The 15255-nt window shown below is 76.4% G+C and carries 2 protein-coding genes; both read right to left on the reverse strand.

Annotation, left to right across the window (positions count from 1 at the left end):
• The coding region (locus IE313_RS34265; protein ID WP_189939236.1) for a non-ribosomal peptide synthetase at positions 1–4540 on the reverse strand (4540 nt) is incomplete at its 3' end.
• Positions 4537–15255: non-ribosomal peptide synthetase (locus tag IE313_RS34270; protein WP_189939238.1), on the reverse strand; the 10719-nt coding region annotated here is incomplete at its 5' end. The genes IE313_RS34270 and IE313_RS34265, both read right to left, overlap by 4 nt.

Raw genomic sequence — 15255 nt, forward strand, 5'->3', positions numbered from 1 at the left:
CCAGAACAGGAAGATCCCCCACCCTGAGCGACGCATCAACCGCCACCGCCCCCAACAACCGCACGAAACGGTCGGCCGTGTCCTCCACCGTGCTCCGGTCGAACAGGTCGGTGCTGTACTCGACGCCGCCTTCGAGGCCGCCGGGCGAGCCGTCCGGGCGGGTCCGCTCGGTCAGCCTGAACAGCAGGTCGAACTTCGCCGACCGCGACTCGGTCTCCTCGACCCGGTAGCGCAGGCCGGGCAGCTCCACCGGCAGGTCCCCGGTGTGGGTGAGCGTCAGCAGCACCTGGAACAGCGGGTGCCGGGCCGCGGAGCGGGCCGGGTTGAGCACGTCCACCAGGTACTCAAAGGGCACGTCCTGGTGGCTGTAGGCGGCCAGGTCCCCCTCGCGGACCCGGTCGAGCAGGTCGGTGAAGGGCGGGTCGCCCGAGGTGTCGGTGCGCAGTACGAGGGTGTTGACGAAGCAGCCGACGAGGTCGTCCAGGGCATCGTCGGTACGCCCCGCGACCGGCGTGCCGATCGGGATGTCGGTACCCGCGCCCTCACGGGTGAGGAGGACCGCGAGCACCGCCTGGACGACCATGAACAGGCTCGCGCCGCGCACCCGCGCCAGCCCGGCGAGCCGGGCATGGGTGTCGGGGCCGACGTGCAGGGGCACCGTTGCGCCGCGGTGGCGGGCCACCTCCCGGCGGGGCCGGTCGCGCCGCAGTTCCAGCTCGGCCGGCAGGCCCTCAAGCGCCGTCCTCCAGTACGCCACCTGGCGCGAGAGCACACTGTCCGGGTCGCTCTCCTCGCCGAGGAGGCGGCGCTGCCACAGGGTGTAGTCGGCGTACTGGACCGGCAGCGGCGTCCAGGCCGGGACCCCGCCCGCCCGGCGCGCCGCGTAGGCGGCGGACAGGTCCCGGGCCAGCGGGCGGTTGGACGAGGCGTCGCCCGCGATGTGGTGGAGCACGAGCAGCAGGACGTGCTCGTCCGGCGCGAGCGCGAACAGCGCTGCTCGCAGGGGCGGTTGCGAGGCGAGGTCGAAGGGGTGGGCGGCGGCGTCCGCGAGGGCCGCGGCGAGCCGGTCCTCGCCGACGTTCCGGACGGGCAGTGCCACGGCGGCCTCGGCCGGGTCGAGGACGTGCTGGCGCGGGGTGCCCGCGGTGTCCGGGTACACCGTGCGCAGCACCTCGTGCCTGGCCACCACGTCGCCCAGGGCGGCGCGCAGGGCGTCGACGTCGAGGTCGCCGGTCAGGCGCAGCGCGAACGGCATGTGGTAGGTCGGGCCGGGTCCCTCCAGCTTGTGCCAGAACCACAGGCGCCGCTGGGCGAAGGACAGCGGCAGCTCGGCCGGGCGCTCGTCGGCGGGCCGCAGCGGCTGCCGCCGCCCGGCGTCCTCGGCTTCGAGGCCCCGCACGCCGAGCCGGGCCGCGAGCCCGGCGGCGGTGGGTGCCTCGAAGACGTCCCGTACGGTGAGTTCCGCGCCGAGGGCCGTGCGGACGCGCGAGACCAGCCGGGTGGCGAGCAGGGAGTGCCCGCCGAGCGCGAAGAACCCGTCGTCGACGCCGACGCGGGCGACGCCGAGGACCTCCGCGAACAGTCCGCACACGATCTCCTCGACGGGATCGCGCGGCTCGCGGCCGCCGGTTCCGCGCGGACCGGGAGCGGGCAGGGCGCGGCGGTCCAGCTTCCCGCTGGGGGTCAGCGGGAGGGCGTCGAGCACGACGACCGTGGCGGGCACCATGAACTCGGGCAGCGTCGCCGCGCAGAACTCCCGCAGCTCGCCCGCGTGTGCCCGGGCGCCCGGCGCGGGCACCACGTAGGCGGTCAGGCGCTGGTCGCCCGGCCGGTCCTCGCGCACGGCCGCGACCGCGTGCGCGACGGTGGTGTGCCGGGCCAGTACCGACTCGACCTCGCCGAGCTCGATGCGGAACCCGCGCAGCTTGACCTGGTCGTCGGCCCGCCCGGCGAACTCGAGCAGCCCGCCGGCCGTCCAGCGGGCCAGGTCGCCGGTGCGGTACATCCGGGCGCCCGGCGCATCCTGGAAAGGGTGCGCGACGAACCGCTCGGCGGTCAGGCCGGGCCTGCCCAGGTAGCCCCGGGCGAGCTGGACGCCGGAGAGGTAGACCTCGCCCACCACACCGGGCGGCACCGGACGCAGCCGCGCGTCGAGCACGTAGGCCCGCATGTTGGTGATCGGCCGGCCGATCACGGGCCGGGCGCTGTCGCGCACCCGGGCGCCGACGGCGTCCACGGTGCACTCGCTGGGCGCGTAGTAGTTGTGCACCTCGGTGTCCGGGTGCGCCCGCAGCGTCTCCCACAGCGCCGCACCGGTGGCCTCCGCGCCGAGGAGGACCACTCCCGGCCGGTGCCCGGGGCCCTCCAGCAGGCCGAGTCCGGTCAGTTCCCGCAGCAGCGAGGGCGTGATGCCCAGGTAGTCGACGCCCCGTTCGCGCACGTACGCCAGCAGCGCGCCGGCATCGCGGCGGGTGTCGTCGTCCACGACGTGCAGTTCGTGGCCGGCGACGAGGCCGATGAGCTGGCCCATGCAGGCGTCGAACGACAGCGACGCCGTGTGCGCCACGCGCAGCCGCCGCCCGCTCGCCTCGGCCACGGCGGCGGCCGCCGGGGTGAACACCCGGTCGCGGTGGCTGGCGAACAGGTTGGCCAGCCCCAGGTGTGTGACCACCACGCCCTTGGGCACTCCCGTCGATCCGGACGTGTAGACCACGTACGCCGCGTGGCCGGCTCGCAGTGCCGGCCGGGGCCCCTCGGGCCCGCGGGCGTCACCGCCGAAGGGGTCGTCGGCGTCCAGCAGCACCAGGGACGCCGTCCGGGCCTCCGCCAGGCGCCCGGTCAGGTCCCGCTCGGTCAGCACCAGGGGAATCGACGCGTCGGCCAGTATGAACGCCAGCCGCTCCGGCGGGTAGCCGGGGTCGAGCGGTACGCACACCCCTCCGGCCTTCCAGACGGCCAGTACGGCGGCGATCATCTGCGCCGAACGGCGCACGCAGAGCCCGACCAGTACGTCGGGCCCGGCGCCGCGGGCGGTCAGGCGCCGGGCGAGCCGGTCCGCCCGTGCGTCCAGTTCGGCGAACGTCCACGACTGCCCGCCGCAGACGACGGCCACCGCGTGGGGGGTCCGCGCCGCCTGGGCGGCGAACGCCTCCGGCACCAGCACGGACGGCGTCTCGCCGGTTGCGCCGTTCCACTCCTCCAGCACCCGGGCACGTTCGGCCGGCGCCAGGATCTCCAGCGCACCGAGGCGCCGGCCGGGGTCCGCGACCAGGGCCTGCAGGACCCGGACCACCCGGGCCACGATCGACTCGGCGGCGTCCCGGTCGAACAGGTCGCTCTGGTGGTCCAGGCGCAGACGCAGCGGCCTGCCGGGCATCACCATGAAGTTCAGCGGGTAGTGGGTGACGCCGTGGCTCCGGCTCGCGGTCACCCGCAGCCCGCTGCCGTGCGCGGTGGCGGCGAGTTCGCCCTCACCGGCGGGCAGGTTCTCGAACACGGTCACCGTGTCGAACAGCTCACCCGAGCCGAGTGTGCGCTGGATACCGGACAGGCTCACGTGCTGGCACGCCAGCAGGCCCGTCTGCTCCTCCTGGAGCCGGGCCAGCATCCCGGTCAGGGCCTGCGCGGGATCGAGGCGGACGCGCACCGGCAGCGTGTTGGCGAACAGGCCGATCATTCTCTCGACGCCGGGCACCTGCGGCGGGCGCCCGGAGACGGTGGCGCCGAATACCACGTCGTCCTTGCCGGTCAGTTGGCCGAGCACGATCGCCCAGGCTCCCAGGAAGACCGTGCTCAGGGTCAGTCCCTCGCGGCGGGCGAGGGCCTCCAGCGCCGCGGCGAGGCCGTCGGGGAGGTCGCGAAGGACCTGCCCGGGCAGCGCCGGCTCCCGGGACGGGTCGGCGGGTGCCACGCGGGTGGGCTCGTCGACGCCCTTCAGCACCCGGCGCCACGCGTCCTCGGCAGCCGCCCGGTCCTGGCCGGCGAGCCAGGCCAGGTAGTCGCGGTACCGGGCCACGGGGGGCATCCCGTCCTCCCGGCCGCCCCTGACGTACAACTGGAACAGCTCGCCCAGCAGCAGTTGCACGGACCACCCGTCCAGCACCAGGTGGTGGGCGGTGACGACGAACCGGTGCCGCGCGGGCCCGAGCCGCAGAAGCGTGAACCTCAGCAGCGGCGGCCGGGTCGGGTCGAAGCGCCGGAGCCGGTCCTCGGCCGCGATCCGCTCCGCCTCCGCCTCCCGCTCCCCGGGCCCGGCCGCGGCGAGGTCGGCTTCCCGCCACACCGGCGAGACCTCGCGCGGCACGACCTGTACCGGCTCGTCCAGGCCCTCGTGCCAGAAGCCGGCGCGCAGGGCGGCGTGGCGCCGGAGCAGGGCGCGCGCGGCCGCGTGCAGCACCCGTGCGTCGAGGTCGCCGTCCAGGTCGAAGGCGCACTGCACGGTGTAGAGGTCGAGGGCCGCCTCGTCGTACAGCGCGTGGAACAGCAGCCCTTCCTGCAGCGGCGCCAGGGGGAGGATGTCCTCCAGTTCCGCCTGCGTCATCGTGATCTCCTCCATGCGGCTTCAAGCTGTTCGAGCTTGTCCTGGCTGAGCCGGACCAGCGGTACGTCGGACGGGGTGCGGCCGCCGGAGCCGGGCCGGGCCGCGTGGGCGGCCAGGGCATCCAGCGCACGGACCCACGCGGCGGCCAGGTCTGCCAGGTCGCGCTCGGCCAGGGGCGAGGGCGCCAGGTGCCAGGTCGCGGTGAGCCGCGGGCCGGCAGGGCCGTCCACGGCGGCGACGGCCGCCTCGACCCGGTACTGAGGCGCGGTGCCGGTCCCGTCCGGCCACGGGCCGGACGGGATCTGCGGCAGCCGTCCGAGGTAGTGGAAGGCGAACCGCGGGGCGGGCAGGGCCGCGAGCTCCGGGCCGGCGCCGGGGTCGAGGTGGCGCAGCAGGCCGTAGCCCAGTCCGCCGTCCGGCACGGACCGCAGCTCCTCCTTGACGCGTTTGAGCGCCGTCCCCGCGGCGTGCCCGCCGTCCCGCAACCGGTCCCGGTCCAGGCCGCCCAGGTCCAACCGGACCGGGTGGGCGACCGTGAAGCGGCCCACGGTGCGGGACAGGTCCACGTCCTCGGCGACGCGTTCGCGGCCCGGCCGCCGTACGTCGGCGACCACGTGCCCGTCCGCGGCGCCCGGCGTAGCGGGATCGCGGCGGCGCCGCCAGTCGGCCACCGCCAGTGCGAACGCGGTCAGCAGCACGTCCTCGGCGTCGGCGTGGAAGGCCGCGGTCACGTCGGTGAGCACCTGCCCGGTGCGCTCGGGTGACAGGACGGTCGTGAGCGCGCCGGGGAGGGCCTCCTGCGGGATCCGCGCCGGCCGTGCACCGATGTCCTCGTCCGGTAGGCCCGCCCCGGCGAGGACACCGGTCCACCGGGACAGCTCCCCGGTCCGCCGGGCGTCCTGCGCACGGGCGCGAAGGTGCTGGGCCCAGCGGCGGAAGGACGTACCGACCGGGGCGAGCCCGGGGGGCCGTCCCCCGGCCGCGGCCTCGCAGGCGCCGGCGATGTCGCGCAGCAGGATCCGCCAGGACTCCGGGTCGGCGACCAGGCGGTGCAGGACCAGTAGCAACAGCCCGGGGCGGCCCGGCCCGGCGTCGAAGCGGACCGCCTGGAGCAGCGCCGCGGCGTCCGGCGCCAGACGGGCCGAGGCGGCCCGCTCCTCCTGCCAGAGGGCTGCCTCGCCCGGTGCGGCGCCGGTGGTGCGCAGACAGTCCGCGGCCCGGACCGCGCCGGGCGCAAGCACCTCGGGCAGCCACTGCGTCCCGCCGGCCGGCGCGGTCCCGCCGGGGGCCCGGGTCAGACGCATCCGCAGCGCGTCGTGGTGGTCGAGGACCGCCTGCAGGGCCGTCTCCAGCGCCTGTGCGCCGAGCCCGGCAGGAAGCTCCACGGTCATCGCCTCGTACCCGGTGCCGGGGTCCGCGTCCTGCTCCCGCAAGGCGTGCAGGGCCGGCGTCATCGGCACCGCGCCGACGGCCGCCCGCGGCTCCGGTGCCCCCGCGGGTGCGGCGTCCGGCGTCGCGGCGGCCAGCGCCGCCACGGTCTTGTGGCGGAACACGTCCTGCGGGCCGATGGCCAGCCCGGCGGCGCGGGCCCTGCTGACCACCTGGATGGAGACGATGCTGTCGCCGCCGAGGTCGAAGAAGTCGTCGTCGGCACCGACGGACGGGCGGCCGAGCACGTCCGCGAAGATGTCGCACAGTAGCCGCTCGCGCGCGGTCGCAGGGGGACGGCCCGCCGTGGCCCCCGCCGTCTGCGGCGCGGGCAGCGCCCTGCGGTCGGTCTTGCCGTTCGGCGTCAGCGGCAGGGCGTCGAGCGTGACGACCGCCGAGGGCACCAGGTACTCGGGAAGCCTCAGCCGCAGCCAGGCGCGCACCGCGCCGCCCAGGCCCGCCGACGGCGCCGCGGCCGCCGGGTCGTTGGTGAAGGGTGACGGCGAGGAGCGGTCGGCCGCCCTGGGGGCAGCCGGCAGGTAGGAGCCTGCGACCGGCGCGTGGGGGTCGGCCGCGGCGGCGAACAGGGCGTCGAAGCAGTCGTCGCCGGTCGCGCCCGACCAGGTGGCGGCCGCCCAGAATCCCAGCCGCTCCCCCAGTACGCACAGCGCCTCGGGGTCCACGGTCGCGGCGTGCCCGGCGGCGGCCTCGCCCGCCAGCCGCGCGTTGGGGATCCCGGTGACGCGCAGCAGGTCAGGCCGGCGCTCCGCCAGCAGCGCGGCGAGCCCCTCCGTCCCGCCGGGCACCTCCTGCCAGGGCAGCACCGGCGCGTCGGCGAACGACCGGGCAGGCGCGGTCGGCGGCGTGCGGTGCAGGACGACGTCGTAGCGGTACCGGGACAGCTCGTTGTGGTAGGCGCCCCGCTTGAGGCGTACGTCGACGGCGGCGATCTCGGGCACGACGGCGGGCAGGGCGGGAAAGAAGTCCGGGTCGACGAGCAGCTCCCGCTCCGGCGCGGTGGCACCGGCGGCCGCCCGCAGGCTCGGGAGCAGCCGCAGATTGCGGACGTCGCCGAGGAACAGGGCACCGCCCGGCACCAGGAGCCGCATCGCGGCGGAGATCACCTCGGTCAGATAGCCGGCGCCGGGGAAGTACTGGGCCACCGAGTTGAGCACGACGGTGTCGAAGAACCCCTTCGGCAGCCCGGTGAGGTCGTCCGCCGGCTGGGCCTTGAGTACCACGCGGGGGGCGATCCCTGGGTGCTCGGCGACCTGTGCCGCCAGCGCCTCGACGGCGGCCGCGGACAGGTCGGTGCCCCAGTACGCGTCGCACCCCGCGGCGAGCTGCGACAGGAGCAGGCCGCGGCCCACGCCGATCTCCAGCACCCGCCGCGGCCGCAGCTCGCGGATGCGCGCGAGCGTGGCGTCCCGCCACTGCCGCATCTCGCCCGCGGGCAGGGGCCGCCCGTCGTAGGTGCTGTTCCAGCCGGTGAAGTCCTCGCCGAACGGGGCGGGCCGCGCCGTCCCGTACAGCGTGTCGTAGAGCTGCCGCCACTCGCCGAGGACCCGCTCCGCCCCCTCCGGGGCCCCGTCGGGGGCCGCCCCCGGCTCGGTGCCGTCCGCCGCCGGGACCACGTACCCGAGCAGGCGGGGCCCGCCGGGGCCGTCGTCGCGGACCGCCGCGACGGCCTGCGCGACCTGCGGGTGGGCCGCCATCACGGCCTCCACCTCGCCGAGTTCGACCCGGTGGCCCCGGACCTTGACCTGCTCGTCGGCCCGGCCGGAGAACTCCAGCTCGCCCGCGGCGTTCCAGCGCGCGAGGTCGCCGGTGCGGTACATCCGGGTGCCCGGCGCGCCGAACGGGTCGGGGGCGAACCGCTCCGCGGTCAGGCCGGGCCGCCCGAGGTAGCCGCGGGCCAGGCCCGCGCCCGCCAGGTACAGTTCGCCGACCACGCCCGGCGGCACCGGGCGCAGCGCCGCGTCCAGGACGTAGGCCCGGGTACCGGTGATGGGCGTGCCGATGGGCGCGATGCCGGCGTCCGCCGCCAGCGGCCGGCTCATCGTGCCGCACACCGTCGACTCCGTCGGCCCGTAGGCGTTGACCATCCGCCGGCCGCGGCCGAAGAGGGCCGCCGTCTCCGGTGGGCACGCCTCTCCCGCTACCACGAGGCAGGTCACCGGGGCGAGTTGGTCGGGCGTCATCACCCCGAGCGCCACGGGCGGCACCGTCAGGTGCGTCACACCGTGCTCGGCCACCACCGCGGCGAGGTCCGGTCCCGGCATGAGCCGTTCGGCCGGGGCCACCACCAGGGCCGCGCCGCTCAGCAGTGCCATGCACAGCTCCCAGAACGCGGCGTCGAAGCTCGGCGAGGCGAACTGCAGGACGCGGCTGCCCGGCCCGGCGCCGAAGGCGTCCACCTGCGACGCCGCCAGGGCGGCCACGCCCGAGTGGGTGACGACCACGCCCTTGGGCACGCCGGTGGAACCTGAGGTGTAGATCACGTAGGCGGGGTCGGCGGGCGCCGGCGGCCGGGCCCGCCCGGCCGCGCCGGAGTCGCCCGGCCGCTCGGCCCGGTCCCGGACCGGATGTCCGTCGAGGTCGTCCAGAGCCAGCCTGGGCAGGCCGTCGGATCCGGGCACCTGCCGGCCGGTGGCGCCCGTCAGCAGCAGCGACGGCCGGGCGTCGCCGAGCATGAAGGCGAGGCGTTCCGCCGGGTAGCCGACGTCGAGCGGGAGGTAGGCCGCCCCCGCCTTGAGCGTCCCGAGGACCGCCACGACCAGATCGGCGGAGCGCGGGAAGGCCAGCGCGACGGTGTGCCCGGGGCCGATCCCGCGCGCGAGGAGCAGCCGGGCCAGGCAGTCGGCCCGGGCGTTCAGTTCACGGTAGGTCAGCGTCGCGGACGCCGAGAGCACCGCGGGCGCCCCGGGATGCCGCGCCGCCTGGCGCTCGAAGAGCGTCGGCAGGGTGGCGGGCGGCACCTTGGGGCCGTCGGCTCCCAGCAGCCGGGCGCGTTCGGCGGGCGTGAGGAGGTCCGCCTCGCCGATGGGGCGCGCCGGGGCGGCGGTGACCGCCTCCAGCAGCCGGACCCATCGCTCCACCAGCGCCTCGACCGTCCGGCGGTCGAACAGGTCGGTGCTGTACTCGACCGTGCCGCGCACGCCCCCGCAGGCACCCCGCTCGGTGACGCTGAAGAACAGGTCGAACCGCGAGGTCCCGGAACCCGCCGGCTCGGGCGTCACCTCGACGCCGGGCAGCGCCAGGGCGGCCTCCGGGGTGTTCTGCAGCACCAGCGCCACCTGGAACAGCGGGTGCCGGTTCGGGGAGCGCACCGGGTTGAGCACCTCCACCAGGTGCTCGAAGGGCACGTCCTGGTGCGAGTAGGCGCTCAGCGCCGTCTCCCTCACCCTCCGCAGCAGTTCGCCGAAGGAGGGGTCGCCGGAGGTGTCGGTGCGCATCACGAGCGTGTTGACGAAGAGTCCGACCGCGTCGTCGAGCGCCTCGTCGTGGCGCCCGGCGACGCCGCTGCCGATCGGCAGGTCCGTGCCCGCGCCGAGCCGTGTCAGCAGGGCGGCGAGGCCGGCGTGCAGCACCATGTACAGGCTGGCTTCCGCGTCCCTGGCGAGGCCCGCCAGCCGGCGGTGCAGCTCGGGACCGAGGTCGAAGCCGAGCATCTCGCCGCGGTAGGTGGAGACGGCGGGCCTGGGGCGGTCCGCCGGGAGCGCGAGTTCCTGGGGGAGGTCCGCGAGGACCCCGGTCCAGTAGGCCACCTGACGGGCGAACGTGCTGTCCGGGTCGGCCTCGTCGCCCAGCAGCGCGCGCTGCCACAACGTGTAGTCCGCGTACTGGACGGGCAGCGGCGTCCAGGCCGGCGCCCCGCCCCGGGACCGCGCGGCGTAGGCGGTGGCCAGGTCCCGCGACAGCGGGGCCATGGACCAGCCGTCGCCGGCGATGTGGTGCACCACCAGCACCAGCAGGTGCTCCCGCTCGTCCAGGACGAACAGCTCGGCCCGCAGCGGCAGGTCTGCCGCCAGGTCGAAGGGGTAGCGGGCCGCCGCCCTGACGGCTTCGGGCAGATCCGTGCCGCCGATGCGCCGGACGGTCATCTCGGGACGGGCGGCGGCCGCGTCGAGGACGACCTGCCGGGGCACCCCGTCCGCCACCGGGAACACGGTGCGCAGGCTCTCGTGCCGGGCGGCGACGTCGGCCAGCGCCGCGTGCAGCGCCGCGTGGTCCACCGCGCCGCGCAGGCGCAGGGCGATCGGCATGTTGTAGGTGGCGTTCGGGCCCTCCAGCCGGTGCAGGAACCACAGTCGCTGCTGCGCGAACGACAGCGGCACCGCCCCGGGCCGCGGCAGTGGCCGCAGCGCCGGGCGCGTCCCGTCCTGCCTCGCCTGCGCGTCGTCCAGCCGCGCGGCGAGCCCGGCGGCCGTGGGCGTCTCGAACACGGCGCGCACCGGCAGTTCCGCCCCGAGGGCGGTGCGGACGCGGCTGATGAGCCGGGTCGCGAGCAGCGAGTGCCCGCCGAGGTGGAAGAAGTTGTCGTCGACGCCGACGGCCGCCACGCCGAGCACCTGCGCGAACAGGTCGCACAGCGCCTGCTCGCGCGGGTTCGCGGGCCGGCGCGAGCCTTCGACGGACCCGAGGTAGGGGGCGGGCAGCGCCGCCCGGTCGAGCTTGCCGTGGACGGTCAGGGGCAGTTTGTCGAGGACCACCACGGCGGCCGGCACCAGGTACGCGGGCAGTTCCTCCCTGAGCGCCGCGGTGAGCGAGGCGACCAGTTCGGCGCGCCGCCGGGCAGCCGCCGGGTCGTTGGCGAGCGTCCGCGGCGGCGCCGGCGCGGCGGTGGCCGCCGGGCGGTGGACGCCGCTGAGCGCGGTGGCCGCCGGGTCGGTGAAGAGCACGTCGAGGAGTTCCGCGCCGTCGCCGGACCGGGTGACGGCGACCCGCAGGCCCGCGCGCTCGCCCAGTTCGTGGAAGGCGTCCGGCCCGAGCTCGGGCGCCGTGAGCTGCCCGGCGGCGTCGAGGAGGGCGAGGGCGTCGGCCAGGGGCCGTTGCTCGTCCATGGCGCGCAGGGCGCCGGCCTCGCCGCTGAGCCGCTGGTCGGGCACCCCGGTCACCCGCAGGGCGGGCATCCGCTTCCTCGCCAGGTGGCGTGCGAGGTCGTCGGGCCCGAGCACGTCGCTGCCCCAGCGCAGTTCCGGGGCGTCCCCGACGGACCGGATGCCGGCGGCGGGCCGCTTGTGCAGCACGACGTCGTAGCGGTAGCGGTTCAGCTCGTTGACGTACGCGCCGCGTTTGACCCGCAGGTCGACCCCGGCGATGTCCTCGCGCCCCGCCGCGAACGCGGTGAAGAACGCGGGGTCGAGCAGGAGTTCCTTCTCCAGCAGCACGGCCTGCGCCACGGCCCGGCGCACCGCGGCGGCGTCGGCGGACGGCGCGGCGCGGCGCAGTTGCACCGCCGTGTGCAGGCACCGCAGCAGCCGCAGGTCGCGCACGTCGCCGAGGAACACGGCCCCGCCGGGGGCGAGCAGTCCCAGCGCCGTGCCGAGCACGTCGGTGAGGTGGCCGGCGTCGGGGAAGTACTGGGCGACGGAGTTGATCACCACGGTGTCGAAGGAGCCGGCCGGCAGCCCGCCGGCGTCGGCGGCGGCCTGTACGCGCAGCTCCACCCGCCCGGCCAGGTCGGGGCGGGCGGCCACCTGGGCCCGCAGCCGGCCGATGGCGCCGGCCGCGATGTCGGTGCCCCAGTAGGTCTCGCAGTCCGGGGCGAGCGGGGCGAGCAGCAGCCCGCTGCCCACGCCGATCTCCAGCACCCGGCGCGGCCGCAGCTCGCGGATCCGGGCGACCGTGGCGTCGCGCCACCGGCGCATCTGCTCCACCGGTATGAGCTGTCCGTCGTAGCTGCTGGTCCAGCCCGTGAAGTCCGCGCCGAACGGGGCCGGGGGCACGCCCTCGCGCCCTGCGCCGTACAGGCTGTCGTACACCTCCTGCCACTCGTCGAGCTGGGCCCGTGCCGCCCCGCCGTCGCGCTGCGCGTCCGCCGCCGGGACGGCGTAGGCCACCAGCCGGGTGCCGGACGTCCGATCCTCGCGGGCGACCACGGCCGCCCGGGACACGGCCGGGTGGCGGACCAGCGCGGCCTCGATCTCGCCCGGCTCGATGCGATGGCCCCGCACCTTGACCTGCTCGTCGGCGCGGCCGGCGAAGACGAGCTGGCCCCCGGCGATCCAGCGGGCCAGGTCCCCGGTGCGGTACATGCGTCCGCCCGGTGCGCGGAAGGGGTCCGCCGTGAACCGCTCGGCGGTCGGGCCCGGCCGGTGCAGATAGCCGCGGGCGAGCTGCGCGCCCGCCAGGTACAGCTCGCCCGTCACGCCGGGCGGCACCGGGCGCAGCCGGTCGTCGAGCACGTAGGCCCGCATGCCGGGCACGGGCCGCCCGACCGGTACCGGGCCGCCGCCGGGCACGGCGCCCGGCGGCACCCGGAAGACGACACAGCCCACGGTGGCCTCGGTCGGGCCGTACTCGTTGACGACGGCGGCCCCCGGCTGCGAGCGCCGCCAGGGCCCGAGCTGCTCGCCGGTGAGCTGTTCGCCGCCCACGACGAGGTCCGCGACCGCCGGCTGCGCGCCGGGGGCGGAGCCGAGCAGCGCGAGATGGCTGGGCGTCACCTTGAGGAACGTGTGGGGGCCCGGGTCGTGCGCGTCGCCGGAGAGGTCGCCCACCAGCACCCGGCCGCCCGCGGTCAGCGTCGCGAACAGCGCGGTGACGGTCAGGTCGAAGGAGACCGGCGAGTGCAGCAGGGCGGTGCCCGCGGTGCCCGGGTACGCCTCGCGTGCGAACGCCAGGTAGGCGGCGAGCGCACGGTGTTCGACCACCACGCCCTTGGGCCGGCCGGTGGAGCCGGAGGTGTGGATGACGTACGCGGGGTGCTCCGGCCGCAGCGGCGCGGTCCGCTCGGTGTCCGCCGGGTCGTGCCCCGGCTGCCCGGCCGCCGCCCGTGCGGCCTCCTCGTCGTCGACCGCGAGCCAGGACAGGCCCGTCGCGGGCAGGCCCTGGGCCAGGGCGGCGGTGGTGATCCCGTGGGCGGCGCGGGCGTCGCCGAGCAGGAAGCGGAGCCGCGCGGCCGGGTGCGCCGGGTCGAGGGGCAGATAGGCGGCGCCGGTCTTGAGCACCGCGAGCAGGGCCACGACCAGCTCGGCCGAGCGCGGCAGGGCGACCGCCACGATCTGCTCGGGGCCGATACCGCGCCCGATGAGCAGCCGCGCCAGCCGGTTGGCCCGCTCGTTCAGTGCGGCGTAGCCGAGGTCGGTGCCGCCGTCGCTCACGGCCACCGCGTCCGGTGTGCGCCGCACCTGTGCCTCGAACGCCTGGGGCAGTGGCACGGGCCGGGTGGTGAGCGGAGCGCCGTTCCACGTCACCAGCAGGCGTTCGCGCTCGGCGGCCTCGGTGAGGTCCACGGCACCGATCGGCTGGTCCGGGGCCTGCGCGACGGCCCGGAGCAGTCGTACGAAGCGCGCGGCGAGGGCTTCGGCGGTGTCCTGGTCGAACAGGTCCGCGCTGTACTCCAGCACCCCGTCGACCCGGTCGGGGCTGCCGTCCTCGGTGTAGCGGTCCGTGAGGCTGAACAGCAGGTCGAACTTCGCCGCGGGCAGCTCGGCGACGTCGGGCAGAACCCGGAGTCCGGGCATCGCGAACTCGGGTTCGGCGTTGTTCTGGAGCGTCAGCATCACCTGGAACAGGGGGTGCCGACCCGCCGACCTGACGGGGTTGAGCAGCTCGACGAGGTGTTCGAACGGCACGTCCTGGTGGGCGTAGGCGGCCAGGTCCGTCTCGCGCGCCCGGTCGAGCAGGGCGGCGAAGGTCGGGTCGCCGGAGGTGTCCAGGCGCAGGACGAGCGTGTTGACGAAGAAGCCGACGAGGTCGTCGAGGGCCTCGTCCGTACGGCCGGCGACGGCGGAGCCGATGGGGATGTCCGTGCCCGCGCCGATCCTGCTGAGGAGGGCCGCGAGTCCGGCCTGCACCACCATGAACAGGGTCGCGCCGTGCTCGCGGGCCAGCCCCGCGAGCCGGGTGTGCAGCTCCGCGTCCAGGGCGAACAGCACTCTTCCGCCGCGGTGGGCGGACACCGCAGGGCGGGGGCGGTCGGTGGGCAGCTCCAGTTGTTCGGGCAGGTCGCGCAGCGCGCGGGTCCAGTGGGCGACCTGGGCGCGCAGGAGGCTGTCCGGGTCGTCCTCGCTGCCGAGGAGGTCGTGCTGCCACAGCGCGTAGTCGGTGTAGGTCACCGGCAGCGGCGGCCATGCCGGGGCGCGGCCGGCGCTGCGGGCCGTGTAGGCGGCGGACAGATCACGGGCGAACGGCACGTTCGACCAGCCGTCCCCTGCGATGTGGTGGATCACCAGCAGCAGCACGTGCTCGCCGGGACCGAGCGCGAACAGGTCGGCCCGCAGCGGCGGTTCGGCGGTCAGGTCGAAGCGGTACGCGGCCGCGGCGGCGAGCGCTCCGGCGAGCCCGGCCTCGTCGGTGCGGTGGGTGCGCAGATCGACGGTGGCCTCGTCCGGGCCGAGCACGACCTGGGCGGGGGTGCCCGCGGTGTCGGGGAAGACGGTGCGCAGGGTCTCGTGGCGGGCGGCGACGTCGTTCAGGGCGGCGCGCAGGGCGGCGGTGTCCAGCTCGCCGGTCAGGCGCAGCGCGAACGGCATGTTGTAGGTGGGGCTGGGACCCTCCAGGCGGTGCAGGAACCACAGCCTGCGCTGGGCGAACGACAGCGGCGCGGTCCCAGGGCGGCGCCCGGCCGCCCGCAGGGCGGGCCGCCGGTGGCTGCCGGCGTCGATGCGGGCGGCCAGGCCGGCCACCGTGGGTGCCTCGAACACGTCCCGCACGGACAGTTCCGCTCCGAGGGCGGCCCGGACGCGGGAGATGAGGCGGGTGGCGAGCAGCGAGTGCCCGCCCAGGGCGAAGAACCCGTCGTCGATGCCGGGCCGGGCACAGCCGAGGACGTCGGCGAACAGCCCGCACAGGATCTCCTCGCGGGGCGTGCGCGGGGCGCGGCCGGGGGCCGGGGCGGCGGTGTCAGGCTCGGGCAGGTCCCGGCGCGACAGCTTTCCGCTCGGCGTCAGCGGCAGCGCGTCGAGCACGACGACGGCCGCGGGCACCATGTAGTCGGGCAGCGCACGGGCGGCGTGCTCGCGCAGCCGCTCGGGCTCCGGCTCGGCCGAGGGTGCGGGGACCACGTAGGCCACGAGCCGCTGATCGCCCGGGCGGTCCTCGCGAAGGGTCGCAGCGGCCTC

This window comes from Streptomyces sulfonofaciens, assembly GCF_014656295.1.
GTDB classification, from domain to species: domain Bacteria; phylum Actinomycetota; class Actinomycetes; order Streptomycetales; family Streptomycetaceae; genus Streptomyces; species Streptomyces sulfonofaciens.